The organism is Croceibacterium atlanticum, assembly GCF_001008165.2.
Classification (GTDB): domain Bacteria; phylum Pseudomonadota; class Alphaproteobacteria; order Sphingomonadales; family Sphingomonadaceae; genus Croceibacterium_C; species Croceibacterium_C atlanticum.
The window spans coordinates 2,988,366-3,012,221 of record NZ_CP011452.2; the positions used below are offsets into that span (position 1 = coordinate 2,988,366).

A 23,856-nucleotide genomic window follows, 5' to 3' on the forward strand; every position below is an offset into this window, starting at 1 on the left:
AACCCTGCCTATTCGGAAGGGCCTTCCTCCGCTGTTTCCGCCCAGTTCGCTTCCCGCATGGCGGCAAAGCGCGGGCTGGTGGAGGTGATGTAGCCGCGTATCTGCACATTGCCTTCATGGCAGGCATATTCGAACATGCCGTAATCATCATCCCGCTGCCACGGTATGTCGATCTTGTAACGTCCGACCATCACGACCGGGTCTTCCACCCATGCCTCGTAATGGATTTCATCGGGGCCGACCGGGGTCAGATGTTCCACGATATGCAACTGGCCGCTGTTCGGGGCCGGGCCGGCGGATGCGCCGGGGGTGAAATTGGTGGTTTCGATCACCAGCGTATCGCCTTCCCAGTGCCCGCGGGAATAGCCGAGATAATCGGTCACTTCCGGCGGCGGCGGATCGCGCCCGTCGAGATAGATCAGCCGTGTTTCGTGGATCATTTCCAGGCTGATCGCCACCAGTCCGGGAGCCTGGAAGATCTCGATCCCGCCATTATAGTTTCCGGGCAACATGGATGACGGCATCCCGCGCGAGATGCATCGGTCGAACAGGCCGAAATCCTCCATCCTGTCAAACACTTCGGTGTTCCAGGATGTGCGTTCGGCAGCCTTCAGCCTTTTGCCTTCCTCGGTCAGCGGGGGATAGCGGCCATTCTCCGGCTCCACGATCATGGATGTCTGGCGCAGCGGCAATCCACGCTCCGCCCAATGGCCCATGCCCATCGTGCCGGCTTCCTGTTCGGCGTCATAACGATCGAGCTGGGCCTGCCCGCGCTGCAGGGCGGCCTGATATTCCTCTTCCGTCAGATAGCGGCGATTGCCGAATTCCGGCGGGCGTTCGCGTGGGGTCTGGCCGAGATAATCCACCGGCCACTTGCCGCGCAGATCGGGATCGCCCCAGCCTGTTCGCGGCGCCTGCCAGGATTGTGCAATTTCGCTTGCCCGTTCCTGCGCCATGGCCGCGGGCGGCATTGCCGCCAATAATGACGGCACAGCCAGTGCGGCCCCCAGAAGGCGACAGCCCATCGTTCCTCTCCTCGCTTTTTACCGGAGAGTATGCCCGTGGGCGGGCAGGGCGCAAGCGTGGGAAGAACGTGCCTGTCGGCGCGATCAGGCGGGGGGATTGCCCGGCGATTGCGGCCAGCCCGGCTCCATCCCGTAATCGGCGCGCCCCTTCCACACGATCAATGGCCAGAAATAATGCCGCCAGGGCCAGATCAGGATGATGTTGAAGATGGCGCTGAGGATGCCGAAGGTCCATTCGGTCATCCCGGTGTCGAGCACCAGGTTCCAGTAGATGATGACGATGTTCACCGGAACCAGCGCAATGATGGACAGCGGCATTGCGCGGTTCAGCAGGATGGTGACACCCAGCACGACCTCTATCACCTTGATCCATTCGAACAGGCCGCTGGCCATCAGCGCAAGGGTGAAATCGATGGCGGGCTTTTCATCGCCGAGCGGCTGCAGATGCGGCCACAGGAAATGCATGAGGCCGGAAAACAGCCACCATCCGCCAAAGATCACGCGGACGGCGTGATAGACCCATTTGAACATCGGAAAACTCGCACGGCAATGCGCCCCGCTGCCTTGCGGGCAACGGGGCGTCAGAAAGGGATTACTTGACCTTCGATGCGTCCAGCTTGGCGCGGCTGACCCATGTGCCGTGCACCTGGCTGCGCAGGGCAAGCCCGGTCTTCACCTTGGCAATGGGGCCTTTTTCGATGAAGTCGGCTTCCAGGATCCACAATTCGCTGGAATAGTCGGAAGGATTGCCCTGTCCCGGAGGGCCGTTGGGCGTATCCACCACCAGCAACAGCCAGCCGCCATGGTCGGGATCGTTGGCAACGACATGCACCGGCTCGCTCAGCGCCGATCCGGGCGTGGGCTCCATCATGGTGATGCGGCCATTGCCGGGTTCGATGCGCAGCAATGCGTTGAAATTGATGCCTACCGGGCCGCCCAGCATCGGCGGGCCCTTGGGCTGCGGATTCATGGAAAGATACCATGCACGGTTGTAATTGCGGCCCTGATCCGCATCGGCCAGACGCGGCAAATCACCCGGAGGGCCGAGTTCGCGGCTTTCGATCTGCGGATCGTCCTTCGACATGTCGATGGTCCAGCGGGTCAGCGCGCCCTTGATGTCCTGCTGATCGCGGTGGATGCCGCCGGCTTCGCGCATGAAGGAAAATGCGTTCGTGTCCGTCAGGCACAGGTCCAGATGGACGAAATCGCCATCGTCATAGGCGTTGACCTCGTGGAAGCAGGATACGCCCTTGGGCCCTTCGATCCACCGGATCTGCGACGCATCGCCGTAACGCGGCATGATGCCGACATAGCTCGGCTTGTCCTGATCATGCGCCCAGTGCGCGCCGCCATCCTTCAGGCGGTCCAGATCGGCCAGGGTCGGGAAGATCGGGAAGATCGCGTATTTTTCTGTGATCACGAAATCATGGATCGACGAGCAATAGGGCTGGTCGAACCACACTTCGGATTTCAGGTTTCCGTCCTTGTCCGCAATGCCATAGGCCACGTCCAGCGAACACAGGCCACCGGCTTCATAACCGAAGAAGAACATTTCCCCGGTGCTGGCATCGATGCGCGGATGGGCGGTGAAGGTTTCGGATTTCAGCGCGCCGTAATAATCCCACTTGCCGATGGTTTCGAGCGTGTGCGGATTGATTTCGTAGCCGCGGCCATCCTCCTTCGTCATGAACAGGCGGCCGGCGTGCCAGACCGGCGTGGTATTGGCCACGGTGCGGTCCACGCCTTCCACGCTCGGATCGTCGGTAAAGGGGTTGCGGTAACGGCCGAACAGCGCCCGGCGCGCTTCCTTTTCCGCCTTGTAGCGTTCGGTTTCGACATATTTGATCTCGAAATCGACCGCCCCGCCGGTGAAGCGGAAGCAGCTGATCATGCCATCGGCGTTGAGGGCGATATCGTCCTCGAACATCGGTGCATGTGCATTGTCCGGAACGGCGCGGAAAAAGGCGCCGTCAACCTCGGCCGGGATTTCGCCCTCGACCTCCAGATTGCGGACGGCCATCTCCACGCGGCGCGGTGTATTGGTGCCGATAAAGTGAATAGTCTGCGGAAACGCGCCCATGATCCTAGCTCTCCCAGTGATTCCTCGCTTATGAACGTAACGGCTGTTAAGGTTATCGGAAAGCCCGGCATTGACCGGATGCAAAAAAGAAGGGGGGTTTCGTGCAGGCCAATGGAGAAAAAAGGCCGGGCCGCCGGGATGCGGAGGCGGACCAGGGCGGTGAAAGGAAGATCAACAAGGTTGGTACGCTGCACCAGCTGCTGAAGCTGACCAACCGGCTGATGGCGCCGTTTTCCACCCATCTGGCGGATCGTTATTCCATCAGCATGAATGAATTCCGGATGCTGATGGCGATCGGCTGGCTTGGCCCCTGCGCCAGCCATGAACTGTCCGAACATACCGGCGTCAATGCGATGAGCGTCAGCCGCGCCGTGGCCACGCTGGAAAAACATGGCCGCATCTCCGTGGAACCGGACCCGCGCAATCGGCGGCGCAAGACGCTGCGCCTCACGGAAGAGGGGGAACGGCTTTATGCCATCATGCGCCCGCAAAGCGTGAAGGTGGCCGAATATCTGCTGCACAAGCTTTCGGACGAAGATGTGGCGGCGCTGGACCGGATCATGGATGTGCTGATCTGCACGCTGGAAGCCACCGATGATCGCGGCAATTCGCTGTTCCTCGAATCCACGCGGCCCGAAGGCGAACAGGCGGACGAAGACTGACCGCAAATCCTGTCCGCAATGGATGGCCAGACCGGGGCGCCTTGCGTTAGAGGCGCGCGAAACCAACAACAGCAGACGATGGAGACGGCATGATGGACCTGGACGAGAGACTTTCGATCGAGGCGCAATGCATCCGGCTCGTCAATCACTACGCCAATCTCAACGATGCGCAGGACTGGGACGCGGTCGCCCGGCTTTATACCGAAGATGCGCGATTCATGCGGCCCAGCGGCGGCGATCCGGTGATCGGGCGGGAAGCGATTCTGGAAAGCTTCAAGGCGCGCAAGCCGCGTGCGCAGCGCCATGTGATCGCCAATACGGTGGTGGATGTGGAAGGCCCGGCAACGGCCCGCGCCTTCAGCGCGATCCTGCTTTTCCAGGGCGAAGTCGCACCCGAAGGCGAACTGCCCGAAATGAGCGCGAATTCGCCGCTGGTCGGCTGGTTCCGCGACCGGATCGTGCTGACCCCCGAAGGCTGGCGCTTTGCCGAACGTGTCGGCGGGCTTGATTTCAAGCCCTGATATCCTTGCGGATCACCTTCGGGATCAGCAGCGTCAGCAGCACGCACAGCCCGACGGGGATGGTCAGCGACAGGAAATAGCCCGCGGGGGAAACCCCGCCGTCGATCAATGCCGCGCCGATGGGCGGCGCGGCGATTGCGCCAATGCGCGAAATCGCCACAGCCGCACCAATCGCGGATGACAGTACGGTGGACGGGAACAGCTTGGGGCTGAGCGCCATCAGCGCGCCGTGAATGCCCGTGATCCCGCCGCCTGCAATCAGCAGCAGAATGCTCCAGCTCAGCGGATCGGCCGGTGTTCCCCATATCGCCAGGAAAGCGACGCCGATCAGCAGATAGCCGATGGTCAGCGTCAGGCCCGGCTTCCACCTGTCCAGCAGGAAGGCCAGGAAAATGCTGACAAACAGGCCCGCACCCTGCAGCAATCCCTGTATCCTTACGGCGAGATCCACATCGAATCCGGCATTGGGCAGCACCACCGGCGTCCAGCTCACCAGCATGTAGAGCGCAATTGCGTTTATCATGTAGGTGGAGGCGAAAACGGCCAGCGGGAAGGCCAGCGGTGGCCGCAGCAAGTCCATCAGCGGCACGCCGGATTTGGTCCCCGATGCGGGTCTGGCGCCATCCGCCGCCGCCTTGTTGCCGGGCAGGACAAAAGCCAGCCCGATCCCGAGCATCAGCGCGATCCCGCCGGGCACGAGGAACAGCATTTCCCATCCGCCCCAGCCGACCAGTTCCGGCGCGGTGAAGCCGGCCGCCATGGCACCGATGGCGATACCGGCCGACACCACGGCCATGACCGTGGAACGGCGCCCTTCCGGCGCGATTTCCGAAGAAAGGGCGGAAACATTGGCGAGGCAGGCGCCCAGTGCGATGCCCGTCAGCAATCGCCAGATGGCAAAGGTGGCGATGCTGGCGGAAAGCGCCGTGGCCAGGGTGGTCACCGCGATGACCAGGCAGCCGGTAACGATGATCCGTTTTCGCCCGAACCTGTCGCCCAGCGGGGCGATCAGCAGGGCGCCGATGCCAAGGCCCACCAGCACGGCGGAATGGACCACCCAGAAATCGGTTTCCTTCAGGCCGAGTTCGGGCGCGAGATATTTCTGCGCCAGGGCCATGGCGTTCAGGTCATAGCCGTCGATCAGCATTACGCCCGCCAGCAGGATCAGCGCGGCGATACGGCGCCCGCCGGTCATGAGCGGGAATCCCACGGGCTGGGCATGTGATAGGGCACGGTATGGAACACGGCCTCCACCTGTTCGATGGCACCGGCGCGGATCTTGAACGCTTCGGCCAGGTAATAGGAATGGGGCCTGCGCACCGGGCTGGATGCCGGGGTGCCGTCGGCCAGTTCATAATCCCCGACAATGCCGCAATGATCGATAAAGCCATGGGCCAGCACGATGCCGCGTTCCTCATCCACCAGCGGGAATCGGCGCGCACGCAGCCGATCATCGTAACGATACCAGCCGAGCGCGAATTGTTCTTCGCAACCCAGCCGCGCGATGGGCAGGGGGAAATCCTGGTTGTTGGTCGTCTGCACCCCGTTTTCCACGCGGTTGCAATGCGGGTGGAATTTCGTGTTGATCGTGCCGTCATTGCGTTCGATCGTTTCGAAATAGCCATTGGCGATTTCCAGCAATTCCTCCCGCGGGGAGGTTTCGCCCGCGGGCACCATCGCTTCCATCACCGGCTTGAGTTCGAATTTCTGGCCCTTGAAGGGGAAGCCTTCATCGGCATTGCGGGCGATCACTGTCTCCGCCTCGGCAATCCGGCCGTCTTTGATGCCCAGCCTGAAGGCGGCGGGGGAAAGCGCATCTGTTTCCTCGACACAGGTGAACAGCGCGACCTGCCCGGTCCGCTCATCGGCGAATCGCAGGTCATAATCGCCGCGCGCTGTGATCGTGTTCCACAACCCGTCGCCGGGTTGCAGCACGACATTGTTTTCCGAATTCAGGAAATCATCCGCCCATTCCACACCGGCGGGATCGCGCCGTTCCAGCGCGGCGATGAAGCGGTCCAGGACTGCATAAAGTTCTTCTCGTGTGGCCAAGACCCTCTCCCTCGCTTGACTCTGCGTGGTGCTACCTGAAAAGTAACGAGCGTTAAAGTCGCGTTCGGAAGCGTGGCGAGGGAGAGGGTATGGAGCCGGCAGGAAAATGCGCCGTGGTCACGGGCGGCAATTCGGGGCTTGGCCGCGCCACGGCTGAATGGCTGGCCGCCGCCGGGGCGAAGGTCGTATCGCTCGACCCGACTGGCGAAGCGCCGGATGGCGTGCGCCATATCGCCTGTGACGTATCGGATCATGCCGCCGTGCAGGCGGCCGTGGATTCAATCGACGGGCCGATCCACATATTGATCAATTGTGCCGGCATTGGCGGCATCGGCCCCATCGCATCGGCAGAAGGGCCGGGCGACATGGCCGCTTTCCGCAAAGTGGTGGAAGTAAATTTGCTGGGCGCGGCCAATGTAACGGCCGCCGTCGCCGCGCGGATGATCGGCAATGATCCCGTGGGGGAAGACGGCGAACGCGGGGCGATCGTCAATGCCTGTTCCATCGCCAGTTTCGAAGGGCAGGAAGGCATGGGCGCCTACACCGCCAGCAAGTCCGCGATGGCTGGGCTGTGCCTGGTCTGGGCGCGCGATCTGTCGCGCCATGGCATTCGCGTGAACGGCATCGCGCCCGGCTTCATGGCAACGCCGATGGTGGCGCATCTGCCGGATGATTTCGTGGCCGAATTGCTGGCCGATACAGAATTTCCCAAACGCGCGGGACGGGCCGAGGAATTTGCCGAGGTTGTCGATTTCGTGCTGCATACACCCCTGCTCAATGGCGAAGTGATCCGGCTCGATGCCGGGGCACGTCCGCCTGCGCGCACCAAATGGTCGATGGATTGAAATAGATGGCCGATATTCCGCTTCCCCCCGGCTTCACCGAAGCCAAGGTCACCCAGGCCCAGCGCGCCTTTGAAAGCGTGCTGGGCGCGAAGAAGGTGTTCTTCACCGATCTCGACCGAACGAGTTACGAAGACAAGTTCGCCGTCGACGATGCGGCGCATCACCCGGTAGGCGCGATCGCGCCCGAAAGCGTGGAGGAGGTGCAGGCCGCCTTGCGCGTGGCGAACCAGTATCGCCTGCCGATCTGGCCGATCAGCCGCGGCAAGAATCTGGGATATGGCGGCACCGCCCCCCTGCTCGCGGGCAGTGTGGTGATGGATCTCAGCCGCATGAAGAAGATCGAATTTGACGAGGCGAACGGAACCGTCATCGTCGAACCGGGCGTCAGCTTCTACGACCTGTATGATTACATCCAGGCCAATAATCTGCCTTTCTGGATCAGCACGCCGGGCAATAGCTGGGGCTCGGTCATGGGCAATGCGCTGGATCGCGGGCTGGGCTACACGCCCTATGGCGAACATACGAAGCGCATTTGCGGCATGGAAGTGGTGCTGCCCAGCGGCGAACTGGTGCGCACCGGCATGGGCGCGGCGCAAGGTGCGCCCAGCTGGCAGCTTTACCCCTTCGGCTTTGGCCCCGGCTGGGACCAGATGTTCGTGCAGTCCAATTTCGGCGTCGTCACCAAGATGGGTCTGTGGCTGATGCCGGAACCGGAAAGCCTGATGGGCATGGATGTCGAATTCGACCGGCCCGAAGACCTGAAGGCGATGATCGACACGATCGGCCCGCTGCGCCGCGAAGGCGTGCTGCAGCAGAGCCCCAGCATCGGCAACTGGCTGCGTGCCGCCGCCGTGCTGACCACGCGCGACCAGTGGACGGATGAACCCGGCGCCCTGTCCGATGCAGTGATCGACAAGATCCGCAAGCAGTTCGGCATTGGCTGGTGGGGCGTGTCGCTGCGTCTTTACGGCCGGGAAGAGGTGAACAAGGCGGCCTACAAGATCCTCGAAAAGGCGATGAACGACATCAACCCGATGGCGATCAAGCCGACCAGCTGGGTGAAGGGCGAACCGCTTGAATATACCGGCTGGACCGGCACGCCGATGACGTTCCCGATGCAGAATGTGAACTGGTATGGCGGCCGCGGCGGCCATATCGGCTTTTCGCCCGTCCTGCCGCAGGATGGCACGGCGGCGCTGGAACAGTTCAAGCGGACCTATGCCCGCTATCAGGAATACGGGATGGATTATCAGGGCAGCTTCGCCTTTGGCGAACGCCACCTGCTGAATGTCAACGCGATGATCTTCGACAAGGATTCGCCGGAAATGATGGCGAAGGTGGATCCCTTCTTCCGCACGCTGGTGGCCGATGCGAAACAGCACGGATATTGCGAATACCGCACCCATCTCGATTATATGGACCTCGTATCCGACACTTATGATTTCAATGGCGGTTCGCTGCGCAGGTTGAACGAAACGGTGAAGGACGCACTCGATCCCAATGGCATTCTGGCGCCGGGGAAGAGCGGTATCTGGCCCAAGGGTTCCAAGGGGAGAGTGGCATGAAGCGGCTGGTATCCGTTGCGCTGGCAATGGCGCTGACGGCCTGTTCACAAGGTTCGGAAGCGGGTGTCGGCGGTGAAATCAGCGCCGCGCCCGGCGGCCCGCCGCCCATGCCGCAGCCGATCACCCTGGCGCAGCGGCCCGAAGCGACCGGCGGGGAAGCGCTCTATGTCGAATATTGCGCCATGTGCCACGCGCCCAACGGCATGGGCCACGGCCTGCTCGGCCGCCGCATGGACCAGCCGAACCTTGAACTGCGCGAGGATCTGACGGCCGAATATGTCGTCACCGCGGCGCGCATGGGCATCGGCAACATGCCGGCGATCCCGCGCGGCGAAGTGAGCGATGAACAGCTGGAACAGATCGCGGAATATCTGGCCGCCGGTCCGCATGAGGGGGTGGCGCAATGATCACCACCACACGCCGGGCCGCGCTGATCGGCGCGCTTGCCGTCCCGACCGTGGCCGGGCTGGCGCAATGGCGCTGGCGCCATGGGGAAGACAGCGTGCTGCTGCATGATTCCTCGCTGGCCGCTGGGCGCCGCTTTGCCGATGCCGGGCGGATGCGCGGCGGTGAAGTGCTTGCGCTGGAAGGGGATCGCATCCGCCTGGCCGGCAAGGTGCTTGAACGCCGGCCGTCCCTGATTGCCGGTGTCAGCCGCCATGCCGATGCGCTGATGCTGGAAGATGTCGCGCGGGAATCCGGCTATGTGCGCGTGGCCGAAATCCATGGCCGCGCCCGCAGCTGTTCCGCCCAAAGCTGCCTCCCCGGATGGCAGGGTATTGCCCGCATGGCGCGGATGGCAGGGGGTGACTGGGTGGAAGCGCTGGCCGATTATGCCGCGAAACCCGGTGAAAGCGCCGGGCGCGCCCTGGCATCCGTGGCGGCGCCGCGGGTCGATCCCGGTCTGGTAATCGGCTGGGTCCTCGCGCCGCGCGGGTGAGGACGTTCGGCTGACAGGCGGCGATCCGGAATTTGCCCTGATCGCCGCCCGTGATTGCCGGAATATTTATTTCTTGATGATCAGGCTGGCGGGCCGCTTGCGCGGTTTCCATTCGCCATGGCCGGGGAAGTTCTTCAGCACTTCGCCGTCCCACAGCCGCACAAGGCGCCGCTTGAAACGCCAATTGCCATCCTCGCCCTTCACGGCATGATCGTCATACCAGCCGGCGAAGCGCAGCTCGAAGGGCGGCTCCCCATGGCATTCGGTGACGAAGGCGAAGCTCTTCATCTTTACCGAGCCATCTTCCTGCGGGAAATACTGGCACTGGGTCACATGATGCTGGCGGCCGGGGAAGCCGGGCGCATTGGAATAATGTTTGACCAGGCCGCGAATCCCTTCGTGGCCGTTCCAGATGTCCGGATCTTCGAACACCTCCTCGCTCATCAGGCAATCCTCGGTGAAGCATTCCACCAGGGCATCGGCATCGCCGGTATCGAGCGCCCAGCTGTAATTGGCGAGCAGATCCTGCAAGCCCAGGCGGTCTTCAACGGACAGTTTGTTCACGTATGGCTCTCCCTTCTGTTGCCTCAACCGTAACACTCGTTATTATTGTTGCCAAGCAGGCGGGTTTACCTCTGCGTGCCTGAGGGAGAGGAATTTTGGGTAAGATCATCGTCACCGGCGCGTCGGGCCAGTTTGGCAGTGCGGCTGCGCGGCAATTGCTCGGAAAATGTGCGGCCGAAGATCTCGTCTTCCTGTCACGCACACCTGAAAGCCTGGCCGAATTCGCGGAGACGGGCGCGCATGTAAGGCAGGCCGATTTTGACAATCCGGCAAGCCTGGCCGCCGCCACCAGGGGCGGCGAAAAGATGCTGCTGATATCCACCACCCGTGTCGGCACCCGTGTCGAACAGCACCGCAATGCGGTGGAAGCTGCCGTGGCCAATGGCGTGGGGCATATCGTCTACACCTCGGTTATCGGCGGGGGCATGGCGCAGCATCCGGGCATCGAACAGCACGATCATTATGCGACGGAGCAGCTGATCGAGAAATCCGGCGCAGCCTGGACCCATCTGCGCAACAGCCTCTATTCCAACGCCGTGGCCACCGCCATGGCGATCCCGGCGCTGGAGGCGGGCAGCAAGCCCGACAATGCGGGCGACGGGAAAGTGGCCATGGTCAGCCGCGAAGATTGCGTGGCATCCGCGGTTGGCGTGCTGACCCAGGAAGGCCATGCCAACAAGGCCTATGACATTACCGGGCCGGAACGGCTTTCCATTCCGCAGGCGCTGGCCATGATTTCCGAAATGGCGGGCAAGCCGATCGAACTGATCCCGGTCGATGATGAAGGCATGTACCAGTATTTCGATTCGCTGGGCGTGCCGCGCACCGCTTCGGACATTCTGCCCGACGGGCCGATTCCATGGGCGAGTGAAGGGATGGTGACGTTCGGCCAGTCGATCCGCGAAGGCTATTTCGACGTGTTGAGCGACGATGTGGAAATGATCACCGGCCAGAAGCCGCGCACCCTGCATTCCGTGCTGGAACAGTACAAGGACCTGTGGCCGAAATGAGGAAGCTGCTTGTCGTCGCGGCGGCGGCCCTTGCCCTGTCTGCCTGTTCCGGCGGGCGGGACAAGCCGGACATCGATATTTCGGTCTATGGTGCCGGGGACGATTGGAACAATCCGGGCGGCGACTGGGCGGAAAGCTATTTCTCCCGCCTGACCGATATCGATGCCGCCAATGTTGGGCGGCTGGGCCTGGCCTGGGAATATGATCTCGGCACTGCGCGGGTGCAGGAAGCGACGCCGGTCGTCATTGACGGCATCATGTACACGTCGGGCAATCTCGGCCGTGTCTATGCGCTGGACGCCGCAACCGGAGAGGAGCTCTGGACCTTCGTTCCGGATATCGACATGCAGGCCAACCGCGCCGCCTGTTGCGACCAGGCCAATCGCGGCGTGGCCGTGCAGCACGGCCACGATGGCAACACGGTGTTCGTGGGCGCGCTGGATGGCTGGCTCTATGCGCTGGATGGTGCGAGCGGCGCCGTGCTGTGGAAGGTCGATACGATCAATGATCGTTCGCGCGGCTATACCATTACCGGCGCACCCGAACTGGCCGGCGACCTGGTGATAATCGGCAATGCCGGCGCCGAATATGACGTGCGCGGTTATGTCACTGCATATGATACCAGCAGCGGGGAGGAAGTCTGGCGCTTCTTCACCATCCCGCACGACCCGGCGGAAGGGCCGCAGGAATCCCTTGCGCTGGAAGATGCGCTGGAAACATGGGATCCGGAAAGCCGCTGGGACATTGGCGGCGGCGGCACGGTGTGGGACGCGATCACCTATGATCCGGTCTATGACCAGGTCATCATCGGCGTCGGCAATGGCGGGCCCTATCCACTGGCCATCCGCTCGCCCGAAGGCGGCGATAATCTCTATCTCAACTCTCTCGTCGCGCTGGACCGCGAAACGGGCGAGATGAAGTGGCATTTCCAGGAAACCCCGACGGACAGCTGGGACCTGACGGCGACACAGCCGATGATCCTGGCCGACATGGAAGTGGGCGGAAACCAGCGCAAGGTCATCCTCCATTCGCCGAAAAACGGGTTCTATTTCGTGGTGGACCGCGAAACCGGGAAGCCGCTGGTCGCACAGCAGATGGTTCGCACCAGCTGGGCATCCGGCTGGGACCTGGAAACCGGCAAGCCGAAGCTGACGCCTGAATATTCGGATTATTCAACCGGGCCGAAGATCGTCTTTCCCGCCAGTTCCGGCGCCCGCAACTGGCACCCGGCATCCTATGATCCCACGCGCGGGCTCTATTTTGCCAGTTTCGTGGATATGGGCAACCTGATGTTCATTCCGCCGGGGCAGGAAAACCCGCCGCACAAACCGAAGGCGCTGAATGCCGATGCGGCACTGATCTTCACCGCCGATCTGCAACAGGCGCTGGCCACCCTGCCGCCACCAATGCAGGAAGCGGTCAAGGCGCTGCCGCAATGGCAGCAGGTGCAGGACATGCCCTTCAGTTCGCAATTGCGTGCCGTGGATGCGGCGACTGGCGAAGTGAAATGGACGGCGGAACATGATGGCTGGCAGGATCGCGCCGGCGTGCTTTCCACCGCCTCCGGCCTTGTATTCCATGGCGATATTGCGGGCCGTCTGAAGGTGTTCGACGCCGAAACCGGCAAATTGCTGAAGACTATCGAAACCGGCACGTCGATCCTTGCCGCGCCGATGACCTATCGTGTGGACGGTGTGCAATATGTCGCCGTTCAGGCCGGTTGGGGCGGTGGCGGCTGGGGCTTCGTGCCCGGTTATGCGGTCGCTTACAAGAAGGGCAACCAGAACCGGCTGCTGGTATTCAAGCTGGATGGCGGGGAGGTTCCGATCCCCGACGATCTGCCGCCGCTGCAACCCGCGCCGCAGCCGCCGGAACAGTTCGCCGATGCGACGCCGGAAATGATCGCAACTGGTTCGGCATTGTTTACCGAGAATTGTTCGATGTGCCATTCCAACCAGCCGCGTGCGCCGCTGCCCGATCTGCGCCGGATGAGCGAAGGCGTGCATGGCGCATTCGACCAGATCGTGCTGGAAGGGCTGTTGCTGCCCAACGGCATGCCCCGCTGGGACGACATACTCGATCCGGAACAGGCCAGGGCGATCCACGCTTTCCTGATTGACGAACAGAAGAAGCTCCGCACGCGCGAGCTTGAATTGCAGCGCCAGGGCAAACCGCTGGATTCGCGGAGCCTGACCATATTGTCCAACTTCTGAAACGAGACACAGCGCGCCCATGCACGGGCGCAATCGAGAGGAGAATTTCGATGACCCCCGAAGGCGTAAATATCAAGCATCCGGACAAGCTGTTCATCGGCGGCGAATGGGTCGCCGCGACCAGCGGCACCCAGATCGAGCTGTCGAGCCCGGCCACGGAGGAAGTCGTCGGCCGGGTTGCCGAAGCCAGCAATGCGGACATGGACAAGGCCGTGGCCGCCGCGCGCGAAGCTTTCGACAATGGCCCCTGGCCCAACACCCCGCCTGCCGAACGCGGCCGGAAGCTGATGGAAATGGCCGATGTGCTGGAAAAGCGCGTGCCGGAAATGGCCGCCGCGTGGACGGCGCAGGTCGGCGGCCTGGCCAGTTTCGCCCCGATGATGCATGGCGGCGCCGTTGCGCAATTGCGCGGCATCGCGGCACTGGGCGAAAGCTTCGACTGGGTCACCCAGCAGAAGGGGCAGGTGGTCGATACCGCCATCGTGGCACGTGAACCCGTTGGCGTGGTGGTCGGCATTGCGCCGTGGAATGCCCCCTTCGGCATCATGGCCAACAAGGTGTTCTACGCGCTGATCGCGGGTTGCCCGATCATCATGAAGCCTTCGCCCGAAACGCCGCTGGAAACCTATATCATCGCCGAAGCGGCGGAGGCCGTGGGGCTGCCGGCCGGCACGGTGAACCTGGTGCCCAGCGGCCGCGATGCTGCCGATCACCTGATCCACAGCCCGGATATCGACAAGGTCACCTTCACCGGCTCCAGCGCGGCGGGCATGCATATTGCCGGCGTCTGCGGCAGCAAGATGACCCGTTGCACGATGGAACTGGGCGGCAAGTCCGCCGCGATCGTGCGCGATGATTTCCCGATCGAGGCGGCCGCGGGCATCCTCGGCAACACGATCACGGTGATGAGCGGGCAGGTCTGCGCCATGCTCAGCCGCGCCATCGTGACCAAGGACCGGCATGACGAACTGGCCGAAGCGATTGCGGGCGTGATGAAGGGCATCCGCATCGGCACGCCGGACGATCCGGAAACGCAGCTTGGCCCGCTGGCCATGAAGCGCCAGCTTGAACGCGTGGAAATGTATATCGAGGAAGGCCGCAAGAGCGGTGCCGATCTCGTCACCGGCGGCAGCCGTCCGGCGCATATGAACAAGGGTTACTATATGGAACCGACCCTGTTCGCCAATGTCGACAATACCAGCCGCATCGCCCAGGAAGAAATCTTCGGCCCCGTGCTCTGCCTGATACCGGCAGAGGACGAGGAAGATGCCATCCGCATCGCCAACGAAAGCAATTTCGGCCTCAACGGATCGGTCTTCACCAATGATCCCCAGGCTGCCTATGACATCAGCCGCAAGGTCCGCACCGGCGTGATGGGGCAGAACGGCATGCGCATGGAATTCGGCATGCCCTTTGGCGGCTTCAAGCAGTCCGGCATGGGCCGTGAAGGCGGGCCGGAAGGCCTGTGGCCCTATCTCGAAACCAAGACCATCCTGCTGGACGGGGCGCCGTCGCAGCTTTGACCTGATACGGAACCGGCGGGGCCATCACGCTCCGCCGGCATCCGGCACGGGAAGACGGGCCGCGCCCTGAATGCGGCAAAGCCGGCTTCCCGCTCCGTGTCCGGGCGCGTAGATATGCGCCCATGAATCTTTCCCCCATCGCCCGCTTTGCCTTGCCCTTCGCCCTGCTGGCGCTGGCGGCCTGTGGCGGCGGGCGCGATTATCGGCCGGTCAGCGATGTGCCAATTCGCATCGGCCCGGCCTATACGATCCGGGGCACGACCTACACGCCCGCGGCGGACCCGGCTTACGACCGGCTCGGCTATGCCAGCTGGTACGGGCCGGAATCGGGATCGCAGACCGCCAATGGAGAGCGGTTTCGCCCCGACTGGATTACGGCTGCCCACACCACCTTGCCCCTTCCCACTTATGTCGAGGTGACGGCGCTCGATACCGGGCGGCGCATTCTGGTGCGAATCAACGATCGGGGTCCGTTTTCCGACAGCAGGCGGATTATCGACCTGTCGCGCGGTGCGGCGCAGCAGCTTGGCATCAGGCAGAAGGGGATCGTTCCGGTCCGTGTCCGCCGTGTCGATCCGCCCGAGGAAGAGCGGCGGAAACTGCGCGAAGGCAAGCAGGCGCGGGAACTGCCGCGCGTGCCCGAAGCCACGCTGGAACGGCTGCGCGCGCAGATGCAGGCTGCCGGTTATTAGAGTGCATTGGCCAGGCGGACAAAGTCCACCATTCGCGCTGGCCACCCGTGCGGAGTTGTTATAGTCAAGGCTCAAATAACAGACTCATGGGAGGGATTTGTTAAATGGGAAGCCGCAGTTTCGCTTCACTCATGGCCCGGACCGCATCGGCCGGTGCCGCCTTGGCCATGGCTCTTTCGGCCCCTGTCGCCAATGCGCAGGATCGGCCGGCAGACCTGACCGAACTGCCGCCGGTCCCCACCGATTACACGCCGGGAAAGACGCCGTGGGGTGATTGGGATTTCCGCGGCACCTGGCCGATCGAAAACATCAATAACGGCCACATATTGTTCCAGCGGCCCGCCGCCTATGGCAACCGGTTCTGGGTCAATGACGAAGAATTCGCCCGCCGGGTGGAAGCGGCGAAAAGGGCGGATGGCAGCTATGCCGAAGCATCGGAAAGCGGCATCGGCGCGCCCGGCACGGAAGGGCTGGCCGCCTGGTTTGAAAACAGCAATTTCGGCAAGCGTACATCCATGCTCGTCAGCCCGGCGGACGGCCAGTTGCCGGCGCTGACCGAACACGGGATGGAATTGTTCAAGGCCGGTCGTTCCGGCTGGGTGCCGGGGCAGGGCTATGATTCCCTTGCCGATTTTGACAGCTGGGACCGCTGCGTTTCACGCGGTTTCCCGGCTTCCATGTACCCGTTCCGTTATAATAACGGCATCCGCGTGTTCCAGTCCCCCGGCTATGTCACGATCCTGCTGGAAATGCTCGGCACGCGCGTGGTCAAGATTTATGACAGCAAGGAAGCGGCACAGGCTGCCGGCTGGGGCGATGCGGTGGAGGCATGGCTGGGCAATTCCCGCGGCTGGTGGGAAGGCAAGACGCTGGTCATCGAAACCACCAATATCAAGAGCGGGGACAGCGTGACGCACGATACCTATGCCCGCTCCGCCGCGCCGCTGAACATGGCCACCCAGTTCACCGGCACGCTGGACGTGCCCGCCTTCAACACCGTGCCGATGAGCAAGCAGGCCATGACTGTCGAACGGCTGACCATGACGGGGCCGGACGCGATCGTGCATGAGCTGACCTATTCCGATCCGGAAGTGTACACCCAGCCCTGGACCACGCGGATCGAATGGACGCGGGACGACGATTACCAGTTCTTCGAATATGCCTGCCACGAAGGCAATTACATGCCGCGCGACTATATCAGCGCATCACGCGCACACCGGGCCGATCTTGCAGCGGGCAAGGCCGATCCCAACGCGCCGGACGATCGGGAACGCTTCGCCCAGCCTTTCGATCACGATCCGGGCACCGGCCCACGCCCGATGCCGGGCGGCGCCGGTTCCTGACCGGCCGGGAAGTTGAGATGACTGGCGCCCCGTCCCGCAATTGCGGGGCGGGGCGCCGGTGCATCAGATGCAGTGCAGGGCCTGCTGCCGCTTCCTGATTTCCTTCATCATCTTCTTGTGATTATCGGCATCGATATAGTGGATGTCGGAATCCAGGCTGGCTGAATCCGCCGCGTCGCCCTTCGCGAAGATGCTTTCCACGGCGGATAATGCGGCAGAGCGCCGGTCTTCGCTGCGGCCCTGTTTTTCATATTGCAGCGCCACTGCCAGTTGGTCGCAGCTCATCCCGTCGAATTTCGCGGCCTGTTGCCGGGTGGTGGCGCAGGCGGTGCAGGCCAGGGCCAGAACCAGGGCCAGGGCCAGGGCGGATCTTGCATTCACGGTGGTCATGGCAATTCCCTTTCATGAATGGGGAAGTGCCGGGCGACGACGTGATGGCCGTGCGCCCGGCAAATGGTGAAGGTCAGAAACGGAAGCCCACGCCGATCAGGGCCTGATGACCGCCCAGCGACCCATCGAGATCGCGGCGGCGATATTCGGCGCGCAGCAGCATGCTGTCACCCGCCGCATATTCCAGCCCGCCACCGAAGATCAGCCCGTCGCCGGTTTCACGGTCGCTGGCGAGTGGGGTGGAATTGCCGTTTTCATACCCACCCACGCGGTAACGGGTGAGCTGATAACCGACACGGCCATAGGCCAGCAGGCGTGGGGCAAGGGCAACGCCTGCCCGGGCCGAGACATTGGCGGACCATTTCGGATCGAGCTTCACATAGCCATCCGCGCCGACATCGGCGCGCAAGGTCCGCCCATCGGGCGAGAAGCCCGCCTCCCCGCCGATCACAAAGCTGCCGGATTGCAGGTCGAAACCGCCGAACAGGGCATAGGCAATGCCGTCATCCCGGTCGGTCAGCTGCACATCGTCGGGCGTGGCCAGCACGGTTTCGTCGATGGAACTGCGGTCCCAGCCGGCCTGCGCGCCGATGGTGACGCCCTGGAAGTGATTATCCTGCGCCGCGGCCAGTGCGGGACAGGACATGGCGGCAATGGCGATGAGCTTTACACAAGCGCTCTTATTGGGTGTGAACATGCTATTTTCCTTCTTGTAAGTAACCAAAATCAGGCAAAGCGACGGGGCGCGCGCAGGTACGGCCTGCGCGGCATTGCAAAATTACGGGATGGGCCGCCGCCGTTGACGCGGCGGAGCCGGATCAGGGGCGGGGCGGGTCAGTCAGCCGGCAATGCCGGCATCATTCAGTCCGGGGGTTCCTGGTCGCCCTCCGCCGGGGAGAAACGGAACCGTGCGCGATAATCATTGGCCGAAACGCCGATCTGGCGGTGGAACGCCCGGCGCATCCTCTCGGCGTTCTGGAAGCCTGTGCGGCGGGCGATCTGATCGATTGAATCCCCGGTCTGCTCCAGCGCAACGCGCACCGCCTGCAGCCTTGCGGCTTCCACGTAATGGGCCGGCGTCACCCCGGTTTCTTCCCGGAATTTGCGGGCGAAACTGCGTTCCGACATGCAGGCGCGGGCGGCCAGTGCAGTCACGGTCAGTGGCTGGCCAAGATTGGAGAGAATATATTCCAGCGTCTTGCCGATCGCCGGGTCTTCAGCCTTTTGCGCCAGCAGATTGGCGCTGAACTGGGTCTGCCCGCCGGGCCGCATCACATACATCACATTATAGCGGGCGACCTGCAGCGCGATATCATGGCCCCAATCCTCTTCCAGCAGGGCCAGGGCCAGATCCATGCCCGATGTCACGCCGGCGGAGGTCCAGAACGGCCCGTCACGCACGAAGATGGAATCGGGTTCGACATGAACGGCCGGATATTTGCGGGACAGGATCGGGCACCACCACCAATGAGTTGTCGCCCGGCGGCCATCCAGCATGCCCAGTTCGGCCAGGATCATCGCGCCGGTGCAGATCGAAACCACCCGCCGGGCGCGCGGTACGGCCCAGGCGATGAAATCCATCAGCGCAGGATCGGTCAATGCTGCGCTGGTGCCGTGGCCGCCGGAAATGATCAGCGTGTCCATGGCCCGCGTATCCTGCCGCGCATCATTGAATGCCCGGTCCGCCTGAAGGGATATCCCGCTGGTGGTAAGAACCGGCCCGGCCTGCTGCGCCACCAGTTCCATCGCATAGGGTGCGGTGCCTTCCGGCAGGAACAGGGCGGCACCGGACAGCACCTCGATCGGGCCCGCAATATCCAGGATATGGGCATCGGGGTAAGTCACCATGACCACCCGGCGTGGCGTTTCCTGGGCGGCGGTGCCGTTTGCTTCTTGTTTCGTCATGGTCAGACAATAGGCCGCAGCGCCGATTGCCGTTAGGACAATGTCCCCACCTTTTCTGCCAAAGTGGGGTTACACGTTATGAAATTCGGTTGCGGCACGGCCTGACCGGGCGGCAGCCGGGAAACGGCCGCCGCATGATCCTGTCAGATCTGCCTGTCGTTGGGATCGATCTTCGGATCGCTTTTCAGCATCGGGTCCCAATGTTCGGCGATCTTGCCGTCTTCTATGCGATAGAGATCGAACCAGGTCGCGTAATAGGTGCGGCCTTCCGCGTCCTTTTCGGGGCGGACAAAGGCCGTAGTGACATAGTCGCCTTCTGCCATCAGGTGGATCAGCGGCAGTTCCAGCTTGTCCTTGATGGGGCGTTCGGGCCTTGTGGAGCGGACATAGTCGATCAGCCCGTCCAGCCCCTGCGCGGCATTGGGGTTGTGCTGGACATAGTCAACGGCGATGTATTCATGCGCGCGATCGGCAAGGCCCGCCTGCAATACGATGCGGTACATGTCATAGACCAGCCGCTTGTTCGCGGCGAGCTGCGGATCATCGCTGGCGATCAGGCTTTCATGGTCTTCAGGGATCTGCGGCTTTTCGTAAGCCAGCGGCTTTTCCTCACCCGCTGCGGCGGTGGCCGTGATGGCCAGCAGGGCCGTGGCGGCCAGCATGATTGAACGCATCGCCTTTCTCCTTTGCCGGCTTCCTGCCAAAGGAGGGGTGACGCGGCAAGCCAACCACGCTATTAAATCAGACAAACGCAATTTGAAATCGGGATGGGATCCAATATGCGCCTCAGATACCTTGCTTTTATGCCGTTGATTCTGTCTGCCTCTGCGGCGCAGGCAGCGGATGGGCCGGTAATCGTGGTGACGGGCAAAGGGCTGGATTCCACCCCTGCCACCCCCGCCTACAGCACGATAGAGATCGAGCGGGAGCAGATCGTCAATAGCGGGTCCGACCGGCTGGAGGACGTGCTTTCCAACATTGCCGGTTTCCAGCAATTCCGCCGATCAGACAGCCGATCTTCCAATCCCACCGCGCAGGGTGCCACCCTGCGGGCGCTGGGCGGCAACGCCACCAGCCGCGCGCTGATGCTGCTTGACGGCGTGCCGCTGTCCGATCCCTTTTTCGGCTATATTCCCTTTTCCGCAGTGGCGCCTGAACGGCTCGGTTCCATCCGCGTGACGCGGGGCGGGGGTTCAGGCCCGTTCGGCGCGGGCGCGCTGGCCGGTACGATCGAACTGGAAAGCGCGGATGCGGATACGCTCGGCCTGCTCAGCGGGCAGGCGCTGGTCAATGATCGCGGCGGCACGGAACTGTCCGGCACGCTGGCGCCCGAAGTGGGCGATGGCTTTGCCGTGGTCAGCGGCCGCTGGGACCGGGGCAAGGGCTTCTACACCACGCCGCAGGATCAGCGGGTCGATGCCACGTCCCGCGCGCGTTACGATAGCTGGTCCGCCAGCGCGCGGCTGGTGCAGCCCGTGGCGGAAAATCTGGAACTTCAGCTTCGCGGCCTTGCCTTTGAAGATAACCGGACCCTGCGTTTCGATGGCGCGGATAACGGGATCGAAGGGCAGGATGTCAGCGTCCGCATGGTCAGCCGCGGGGCGTGGCAGGTCGATGCGCTTGCTTATGCGCAGTGGCGCAATTTCAACAATACGGTGATTTCGTCCAGCCGCTTCACCCGCGTGCTGGATCAGAAGGACACGCCCGCATCGGGGCAGGGCGGCAAGCTGGAGATCCGCCCGCCGCTGGGCGATGACCACGTGCTGCGTTTTGGCGTGGATTTCCGCCGGTCGGAAGGCGATCTGTTCGAAGATGCCTATTCCGCCTTCTCCGGCGCGCGCACGGAACAGCGTTTCGCCGGCGGGGTGAACACCGATCTCGGCCTGTTCCTGGAAGATGACTGGACGGTGGGGCCGCTGGTGCTGACCGGCGGTGTGCGGGCGGACCGTTATCGCATTGCCGATGGATATTACCGGGCGCAGGATGATGCCGGCAACCTGCTGGAAGAAAGCTTTTATGCTGACCGCGCGGATTGGGCGTTCTCCTATCGCGGCGGCGCGGTGTTCAATGCAGGCGAAGGCGTGCGCCTGCGGGCCGCAGCCTATAGCGGGCTGCGCCTGCCCACGCTGAACGAACTTTATCGCCCCTTCGTGGTCTTCCCCGTCACCACCATGGCCAATGCAGGGCTGGAGAACGAACGTCTGGAAGGTTTCGAGGCCGGTATCGACTGGCGGCCGGACGACAATATCAGCCTGGCGCTGACCGCGTTCGACAACAAGGTGAAGAACGCCATCACCAATGTGACGATCGACACCAATCTGCGCCAGCGCCGCAATATCGGCGCCATCGATGCGCAGGGCGTGGAACTGGCCAGCCAGCTGCGCTTCGGGCAAGTCAGCTTTGACGGCACGCTTGCCTATACGGATGCGACCATGTCGGATGATGGCGCGGCCGCCGCGCTGGATGGTTTCCGCCCTTCGCAGACGCCCAAATGGTCGGCCAGCGCGACATTGGGCTGGCAGCCGCAGGACGGCATGAAATTTGCCGCGACCTTGCGCCATGTCGGCAAGCAGTATGAGGACGATCAGGAAACCGACGTGCTGCCCGCCGCCACCACGGTGGACCTGTTCGCCCAGCTGCCCGTGGCCGGGAAGTGGAGCGTGGTCGGCCGGGTGGAAAACCTGTTCGATGAAACCATCATCACCCGCAATCAGGGCGGATCGATGGATATCGGCACGCCGCTGACCGTCTGGGGCGGCATCCGCTACGGTTTCTGACATGAAAGCCTCCCCTCCCGCGCGGGAGGGGAGCATTTTGCCCTGTTCGCGGCGCCTGTCAGCCGTTACCCAAGAAAAAAAGACAGGAGAGGGATATGATGCGTGCGGCTCCCGCACAGGAGGCGATGCTCGACGTGCGTAATCCGCGCACGGGCGAGGCGGATTTCCGATTGCATGTTTCCACGGCAGGGCAGGTGGCCGAAAAGGCGGCCCGCCTGCGCCAGAACCAGCAGGCCTGGGCGGCCATGCCGCTGGAGGCGCGCTGCGGCGTGATGGCGCGCTGGCTTGCCGAAGTGAAGGCGAAAGCGGCCGAAATCGGTGAAGCGGATGCAGTCGATACGGGTGGCTGCCACACATCATATCTTCAGGGTTTCATCACGCTGGGCAATATTGGCGGCTGGCTGGAAGATGCGCCCAAGGCGCTGGCCCGGTATGATTTCCATGGCCGCAGCGCGGTGATGCCCGATGTCGAAGTCCGCAGCCAGATCGTGCCCTATTCGCTGGTTGGCGTGATCAGCCCGTGGAACGCGCCCCTGATGCTGGCACTGCTGGATGCGGTGCCGGCCCTGTTTGCCGGTTCCGCCGTTCTGCTGAAGCCGAGCGAAGTGACCCCGCGCGTCATCGAAACCCTGTTTGAAACGGTGCGCGCCGTGCCGGAACTGGCCGCGGTGTTCGATTATGTCGCCGGGGCAGGCGATATCGGGGAAGCGGTGATCGGGGAGGCGGATCTGATCTGCTTCACCGGCAGCGTGCCCACCGGGCGCAAGGTGGCAGTGGCCTGTGCCCGGCGGCTGATCCCCTGCTTCCTGGAACTGGGTGGCAAGGATCCGGCAATCGTAACTGAAACCGCCGATCTGGACCGGGCGGTGACGGCGGTCCTGCGCGGCGCAGTCTATGCCACGGGGCAGGTCTGCTATTCGACGGAGCGGGTTTATGTGCATGAAAAGGTGCACGATGCCTTCGTGGAAAAGCTGGTGGCAGCCGCGCAGCAGGTCCGCCTGAATGCGGACGATCCGCGCGCCGGCCATATCGGCCCGTTCACTTTCGCGCCCCAGGCCGAGATTGTCCGCAACCATTTGGATGATGCCGTGGCAAAAGGCGCCCGGATCCTGACCGGCGGAGAGGTGGAGGAGATCGGCGGCGGGCTTTACATGCGGCCCACAGTGCTGACCGGCGTGAACCATGACATGCTGATCATGCAGGACGAGACATTCGGCCCGTGCATCCCGGTGATGGCATATAAGGATACCGACCAGGCGATTGCGCTGGCGAATGATACGGATTTCGGCCTGACCGCATCGGTCATCGCGGGTGGCGAGGAAGAAGCGCTGGCCATTGGCCGGCGGGTCAATGCCGGGGCAGTATTCCTGCAGGATACTTTCCTGACCTTCGGCAAGATGCGCACGATCGGCACGCATAGTTTCGGCTTTTCCGGGCTGGGTGGTTCGCGCACCGGGCCGGAATCGATCCTGCGTTTCATCCGCCGCAAGGCGTTGATGACGCAGCATGGCGATGTGGCCGATATTCAGGACGATCATCATCTGGGCCAAGGCCAGGGGCAGGGCAGATGAGGGTGCATGGCCCGGCGCTTTCCTACTCCGCCCGGCACGGGCAGACAGGGGCCATGACCATGCCGCCCGCCCTTTCCGCCACCCCGAAAACGGGCGCGGCACGCACCGCCGGTTTTTGCGTCCATAACCCTGTTCCAGGCGTTCCAGCCGTGCCCTGCATGCGACGAAACGAGTGGGG

23 protein-coding genes are annotated in these 23,856 nt (G+C 63.0%); 13 read left to right on the forward strand and 10 right to left on the reverse strand.

The features are described 5' to 3' along the window. Positions 1 to 8: 8 nt before the first annotated feature. The 3 genes from WYH_RS14125 to nov2 all read right to left on the reverse strand — a co-directional run bounded on the left by WYH_RS14125 (position 9) and on the right by nov2 (position 3,105). Positions 9 to 1,025, reverse strand: coding sequence for a hypothetical protein (locus WYH_RS14125; RefSeq protein WP_156320152.1), 1,017 nt, complete (start codon positions 1,023 to 1,025; stop codon positions 9 to 11). 84 nt (positions 1,026 to 1,109) lie between these two features. Further along, positions 1,110 to 1,556: a hypothetical protein gene (locus WYH_RS14130; RefSeq protein ID WP_179945420.1), complete on the reverse strand. Its 447-nt coding sequence runs from the start codon at positions 1,554 to 1,556 to the stop codon at positions 1,110 to 1,112. 61 nt (positions 1,557 to 1,617) lie between these two features. Then, positions 1,618 to 3,105, reverse strand: a complete 1,488-nt coding sequence (nov2, locus tag WYH_RS14135; protein WP_046904347.1) for a lignostilbene-alpha,beta-dioxygenase NOV2 — start codon at positions 3,103 to 3,105, stop codon at positions 1,618 to 1,620. 101 nt (positions 3,106 to 3,206) lie between these two features. On the opposite strand from nov2, the gene WYH_RS14140 reads away from it, so the two are divergent. Both WYH_RS14140 and WYH_RS14145 read left to right on the forward strand, forming a co-directional pair. Then, entirely contained in the window at positions 3,207 to 3,767 is a 561-nt protein-coding gene (locus WYH_RS14140; RefSeq protein ID WP_244877930.1) for a MarR family winged helix-turn-helix transcriptional regulator, read from the forward strand. Between the two features lie 89 nt (positions 3,768 to 3,856). Continuing rightward, positions 3,857 to 4,288: a nuclear transport factor 2 family protein gene (locus WYH_RS14145; protein ID WP_235980016.1), complete on the forward strand. Its 432-nt coding sequence runs from the start codon at positions 3,857 to 3,859 to the stop codon at positions 4,286 to 4,288. Here the strand turns inward: WYH_RS14145 and WYH_RS14150 are convergent. Both WYH_RS14150 and WYH_RS14155 read right to left on the reverse strand, forming a co-directional pair. Beyond that, complete coding sequence (locus tag WYH_RS14150) at positions 4,278 to 5,483, reverse strand: MFS transporter (RefSeq protein ID WP_046904348.1); 1,206 nt, start codon at positions 5,481 to 5,483, stop codon at positions 4,278 to 4,280. The genes WYH_RS14145 and WYH_RS14150 overlap by 11 nt on opposite strands. Continuing rightward, the gene (locus WYH_RS14155; protein ID WP_046904349.1) at positions 5,480 to 6,340 is read right to left on the reverse strand and encodes a DUF8021 domain-containing protein; all 861 of its coding nucleotides are present in this window, start codon (positions 6,338 to 6,340) and stop codon (positions 5,480 to 5,482) included. The genes WYH_RS14150 and WYH_RS14155 overlap by 4 nt, the downstream gene beginning before the upstream one ends. 89 nt (positions 6,341 to 6,429) lie before the next feature. On the opposite strand from WYH_RS14155, the gene WYH_RS14160 reads away from it, so the two are divergent. The 4 genes from WYH_RS14160 to WYH_RS14175 are packed head-to-tail and all read left to right on the forward strand — an operon-like array spanning position 6,430 to position 9,690. Next, positions 6,430 to 7,185 carry an SDR family NAD(P)-dependent oxidoreductase gene (locus WYH_RS14160; protein WP_046904350.1) on the forward strand — a complete coding sequence of 252 codons (756 nt, stop codon included), beginning with the start codon at positions 6,430 to 6,432 and terminating at the stop codon, positions 7,183 to 7,185. Positions 7,186 to 7,190: 5 nt separating this feature from the next. Continuing rightward, positions 7,191 to 8,750, forward strand: coding sequence for an FAD-binding oxidoreductase (locus WYH_RS14165; protein ID WP_046904351.1), 1,560 nt, complete (start codon positions 7,191 to 7,193; stop codon positions 8,748 to 8,750). Continuing rightward, positions 8,747 to 9,157, forward strand: coding sequence for a c-type cytochrome (locus WYH_RS14170; protein WP_046904352.1), 411 nt, complete (start codon positions 8,747 to 8,749; stop codon positions 9,155 to 9,157). Before WYH_RS14165 ends, WYH_RS14170 begins: the two co-directional genes overlap by 4 nt. Next, positions 9,154 to 9,690 (forward strand): hypothetical protein, encoded by a 537-nt coding sequence (locus WYH_RS14175; RefSeq protein WP_053833601.1) that lies wholly within the window; start codon positions 9,154 to 9,156, stop codon positions 9,688 to 9,690. Before WYH_RS14170 ends, WYH_RS14175 begins: the two co-directional genes overlap by 4 nt. A 66-nt stretch (positions 9,691 to 9,756) precedes the next feature. On the opposite strand, the gene WYH_RS14180 is transcribed toward WYH_RS14175, so the two are convergent. Further along, on the reverse strand, positions 9,757 to 10,254 hold the full coding sequence (locus WYH_RS14180) for a nuclear transport factor 2 family protein (protein WP_046904353.1): 498 nt from the start codon (positions 10,252 to 10,254) through the stop codon (positions 9,757 to 9,759). 95 nt (positions 10,255 to 10,349) lie between these two features. Between WYH_RS14180 and WYH_RS14185 the strand changes: the two genes are divergently transcribed. The 5 genes from WYH_RS14185 (at position 10,350) to WYH_RS14205 (ending at position 17,035) form a co-directional block, all read left to right on the forward strand. Continuing rightward, positions 10,350 to 11,264, forward strand: coding sequence for an SDR family oxidoreductase (locus WYH_RS14185; RefSeq protein ID WP_046904354.1), 915 nt, complete (start codon positions 10,350 to 10,352; stop codon positions 11,262 to 11,264). After that, positions 11,261 to 13,477 (forward strand): PQQ-dependent dehydrogenase, methanol/ethanol family, encoded by a 2,217-nt coding sequence (locus WYH_RS14190; protein ID WP_046904355.1) that lies wholly within the window; start codon positions 11,261 to 11,263, stop codon positions 13,475 to 13,477. The genes WYH_RS14185 and WYH_RS14190 overlap by 4 nt, the downstream gene beginning before the upstream one ends. A gap of 50 nt (positions 13,478 to 13,527) precedes the next feature. After that, on the forward strand, positions 13,528 to 15,000 hold the full coding sequence (locus tag WYH_RS14195; protein ID WP_046904356.1) for an aldehyde dehydrogenase: 1,473 nt from the start codon (positions 13,528 to 13,530) through the stop codon (positions 14,998 to 15,000). Between the two features lie 122 nt (positions 15,001 to 15,122). Continuing rightward, positions 15,123 to 15,692, forward strand: coding sequence for a septal ring lytic transglycosylase RlpA family protein (locus WYH_RS14200; protein WP_046904357.1), 570 nt, complete (start codon positions 15,123 to 15,125; stop codon positions 15,690 to 15,692). 104 nt (positions 15,693 to 15,796) lie between these two features. Further along, positions 15,797 to 17,035: a hypothetical protein gene (locus WYH_RS14205; RefSeq protein WP_156320153.1), complete on the forward strand. Its 1,239-nt coding sequence runs from the start codon at positions 15,797 to 15,799 to the stop codon at positions 17,033 to 17,035. 63 nt (positions 17,036 to 17,098) lie between these two features. Here WYH_RS14205 and WYH_RS14210 read toward each other — a convergent pair whose 3' ends face one another. From WYH_RS14210 to WYH_RS14225, 4 genes are all read right to left on the reverse strand, one after another. Further along, positions 17,099 to 17,425 carry a hypothetical protein gene (locus tag WYH_RS14210; protein ID WP_046904359.1) on the reverse strand — a complete coding sequence of 109 codons (327 nt, stop codon included), beginning with the start codon at positions 17,423 to 17,425 and terminating at the stop codon, positions 17,099 to 17,101. A gap of 73 nt (positions 17,426 to 17,498) precedes the next feature. Then, positions 17,499 to 18,122: an outer membrane protein gene (locus WYH_RS14215; protein WP_053833602.1), complete on the reverse strand. Its 624-nt coding sequence runs from the start codon at positions 18,120 to 18,122 to the stop codon at positions 17,499 to 17,501. 164 nt (positions 18,123 to 18,286) lie between these two features. Next, a complete protein-coding gene (locus WYH_RS14220) occupies positions 18,287 to 19,330 on the reverse strand; it encodes a GlxA family transcriptional regulator (protein WP_046904360.1) in 1,044 nt (347 codons plus the stop codon). Positions 19,331 to 19,473: 143 nt separating this feature from the next. After that, the gene (locus WYH_RS14225; protein ID WP_046904361.1) at positions 19,474 to 20,004 is read right to left on the reverse strand and encodes a nuclear transport factor 2 family protein; all 531 of its coding nucleotides are present in this window, start codon (positions 20,002 to 20,004) and stop codon (positions 19,474 to 19,476) included. Positions 20,005 to 20,133: 129 nt separating this feature from the next. On the opposite strand from WYH_RS14225, the gene WYH_RS14230 reads away from it, so the two are divergent. Continuing rightward, positions 20,134 to 22,107: a TonB-dependent receptor gene (locus WYH_RS14230; RefSeq protein WP_046905212.1), complete on the forward strand. Its 1,974-nt coding sequence runs from the start codon at positions 20,134 to 20,136 to the stop codon at positions 22,105 to 22,107. A gap of 95 nt (positions 22,108 to 22,202) precedes the next feature. Continuing rightward, a complete protein-coding gene (locus WYH_RS14235; RefSeq protein WP_046904362.1) occupies positions 22,203 to 23,678 on the forward strand; it encodes an aldehyde dehydrogenase family protein in 1,476 nt (491 codons plus the stop codon). Positions 23,679 to 23,856 lie beyond the last annotated feature (178 nt).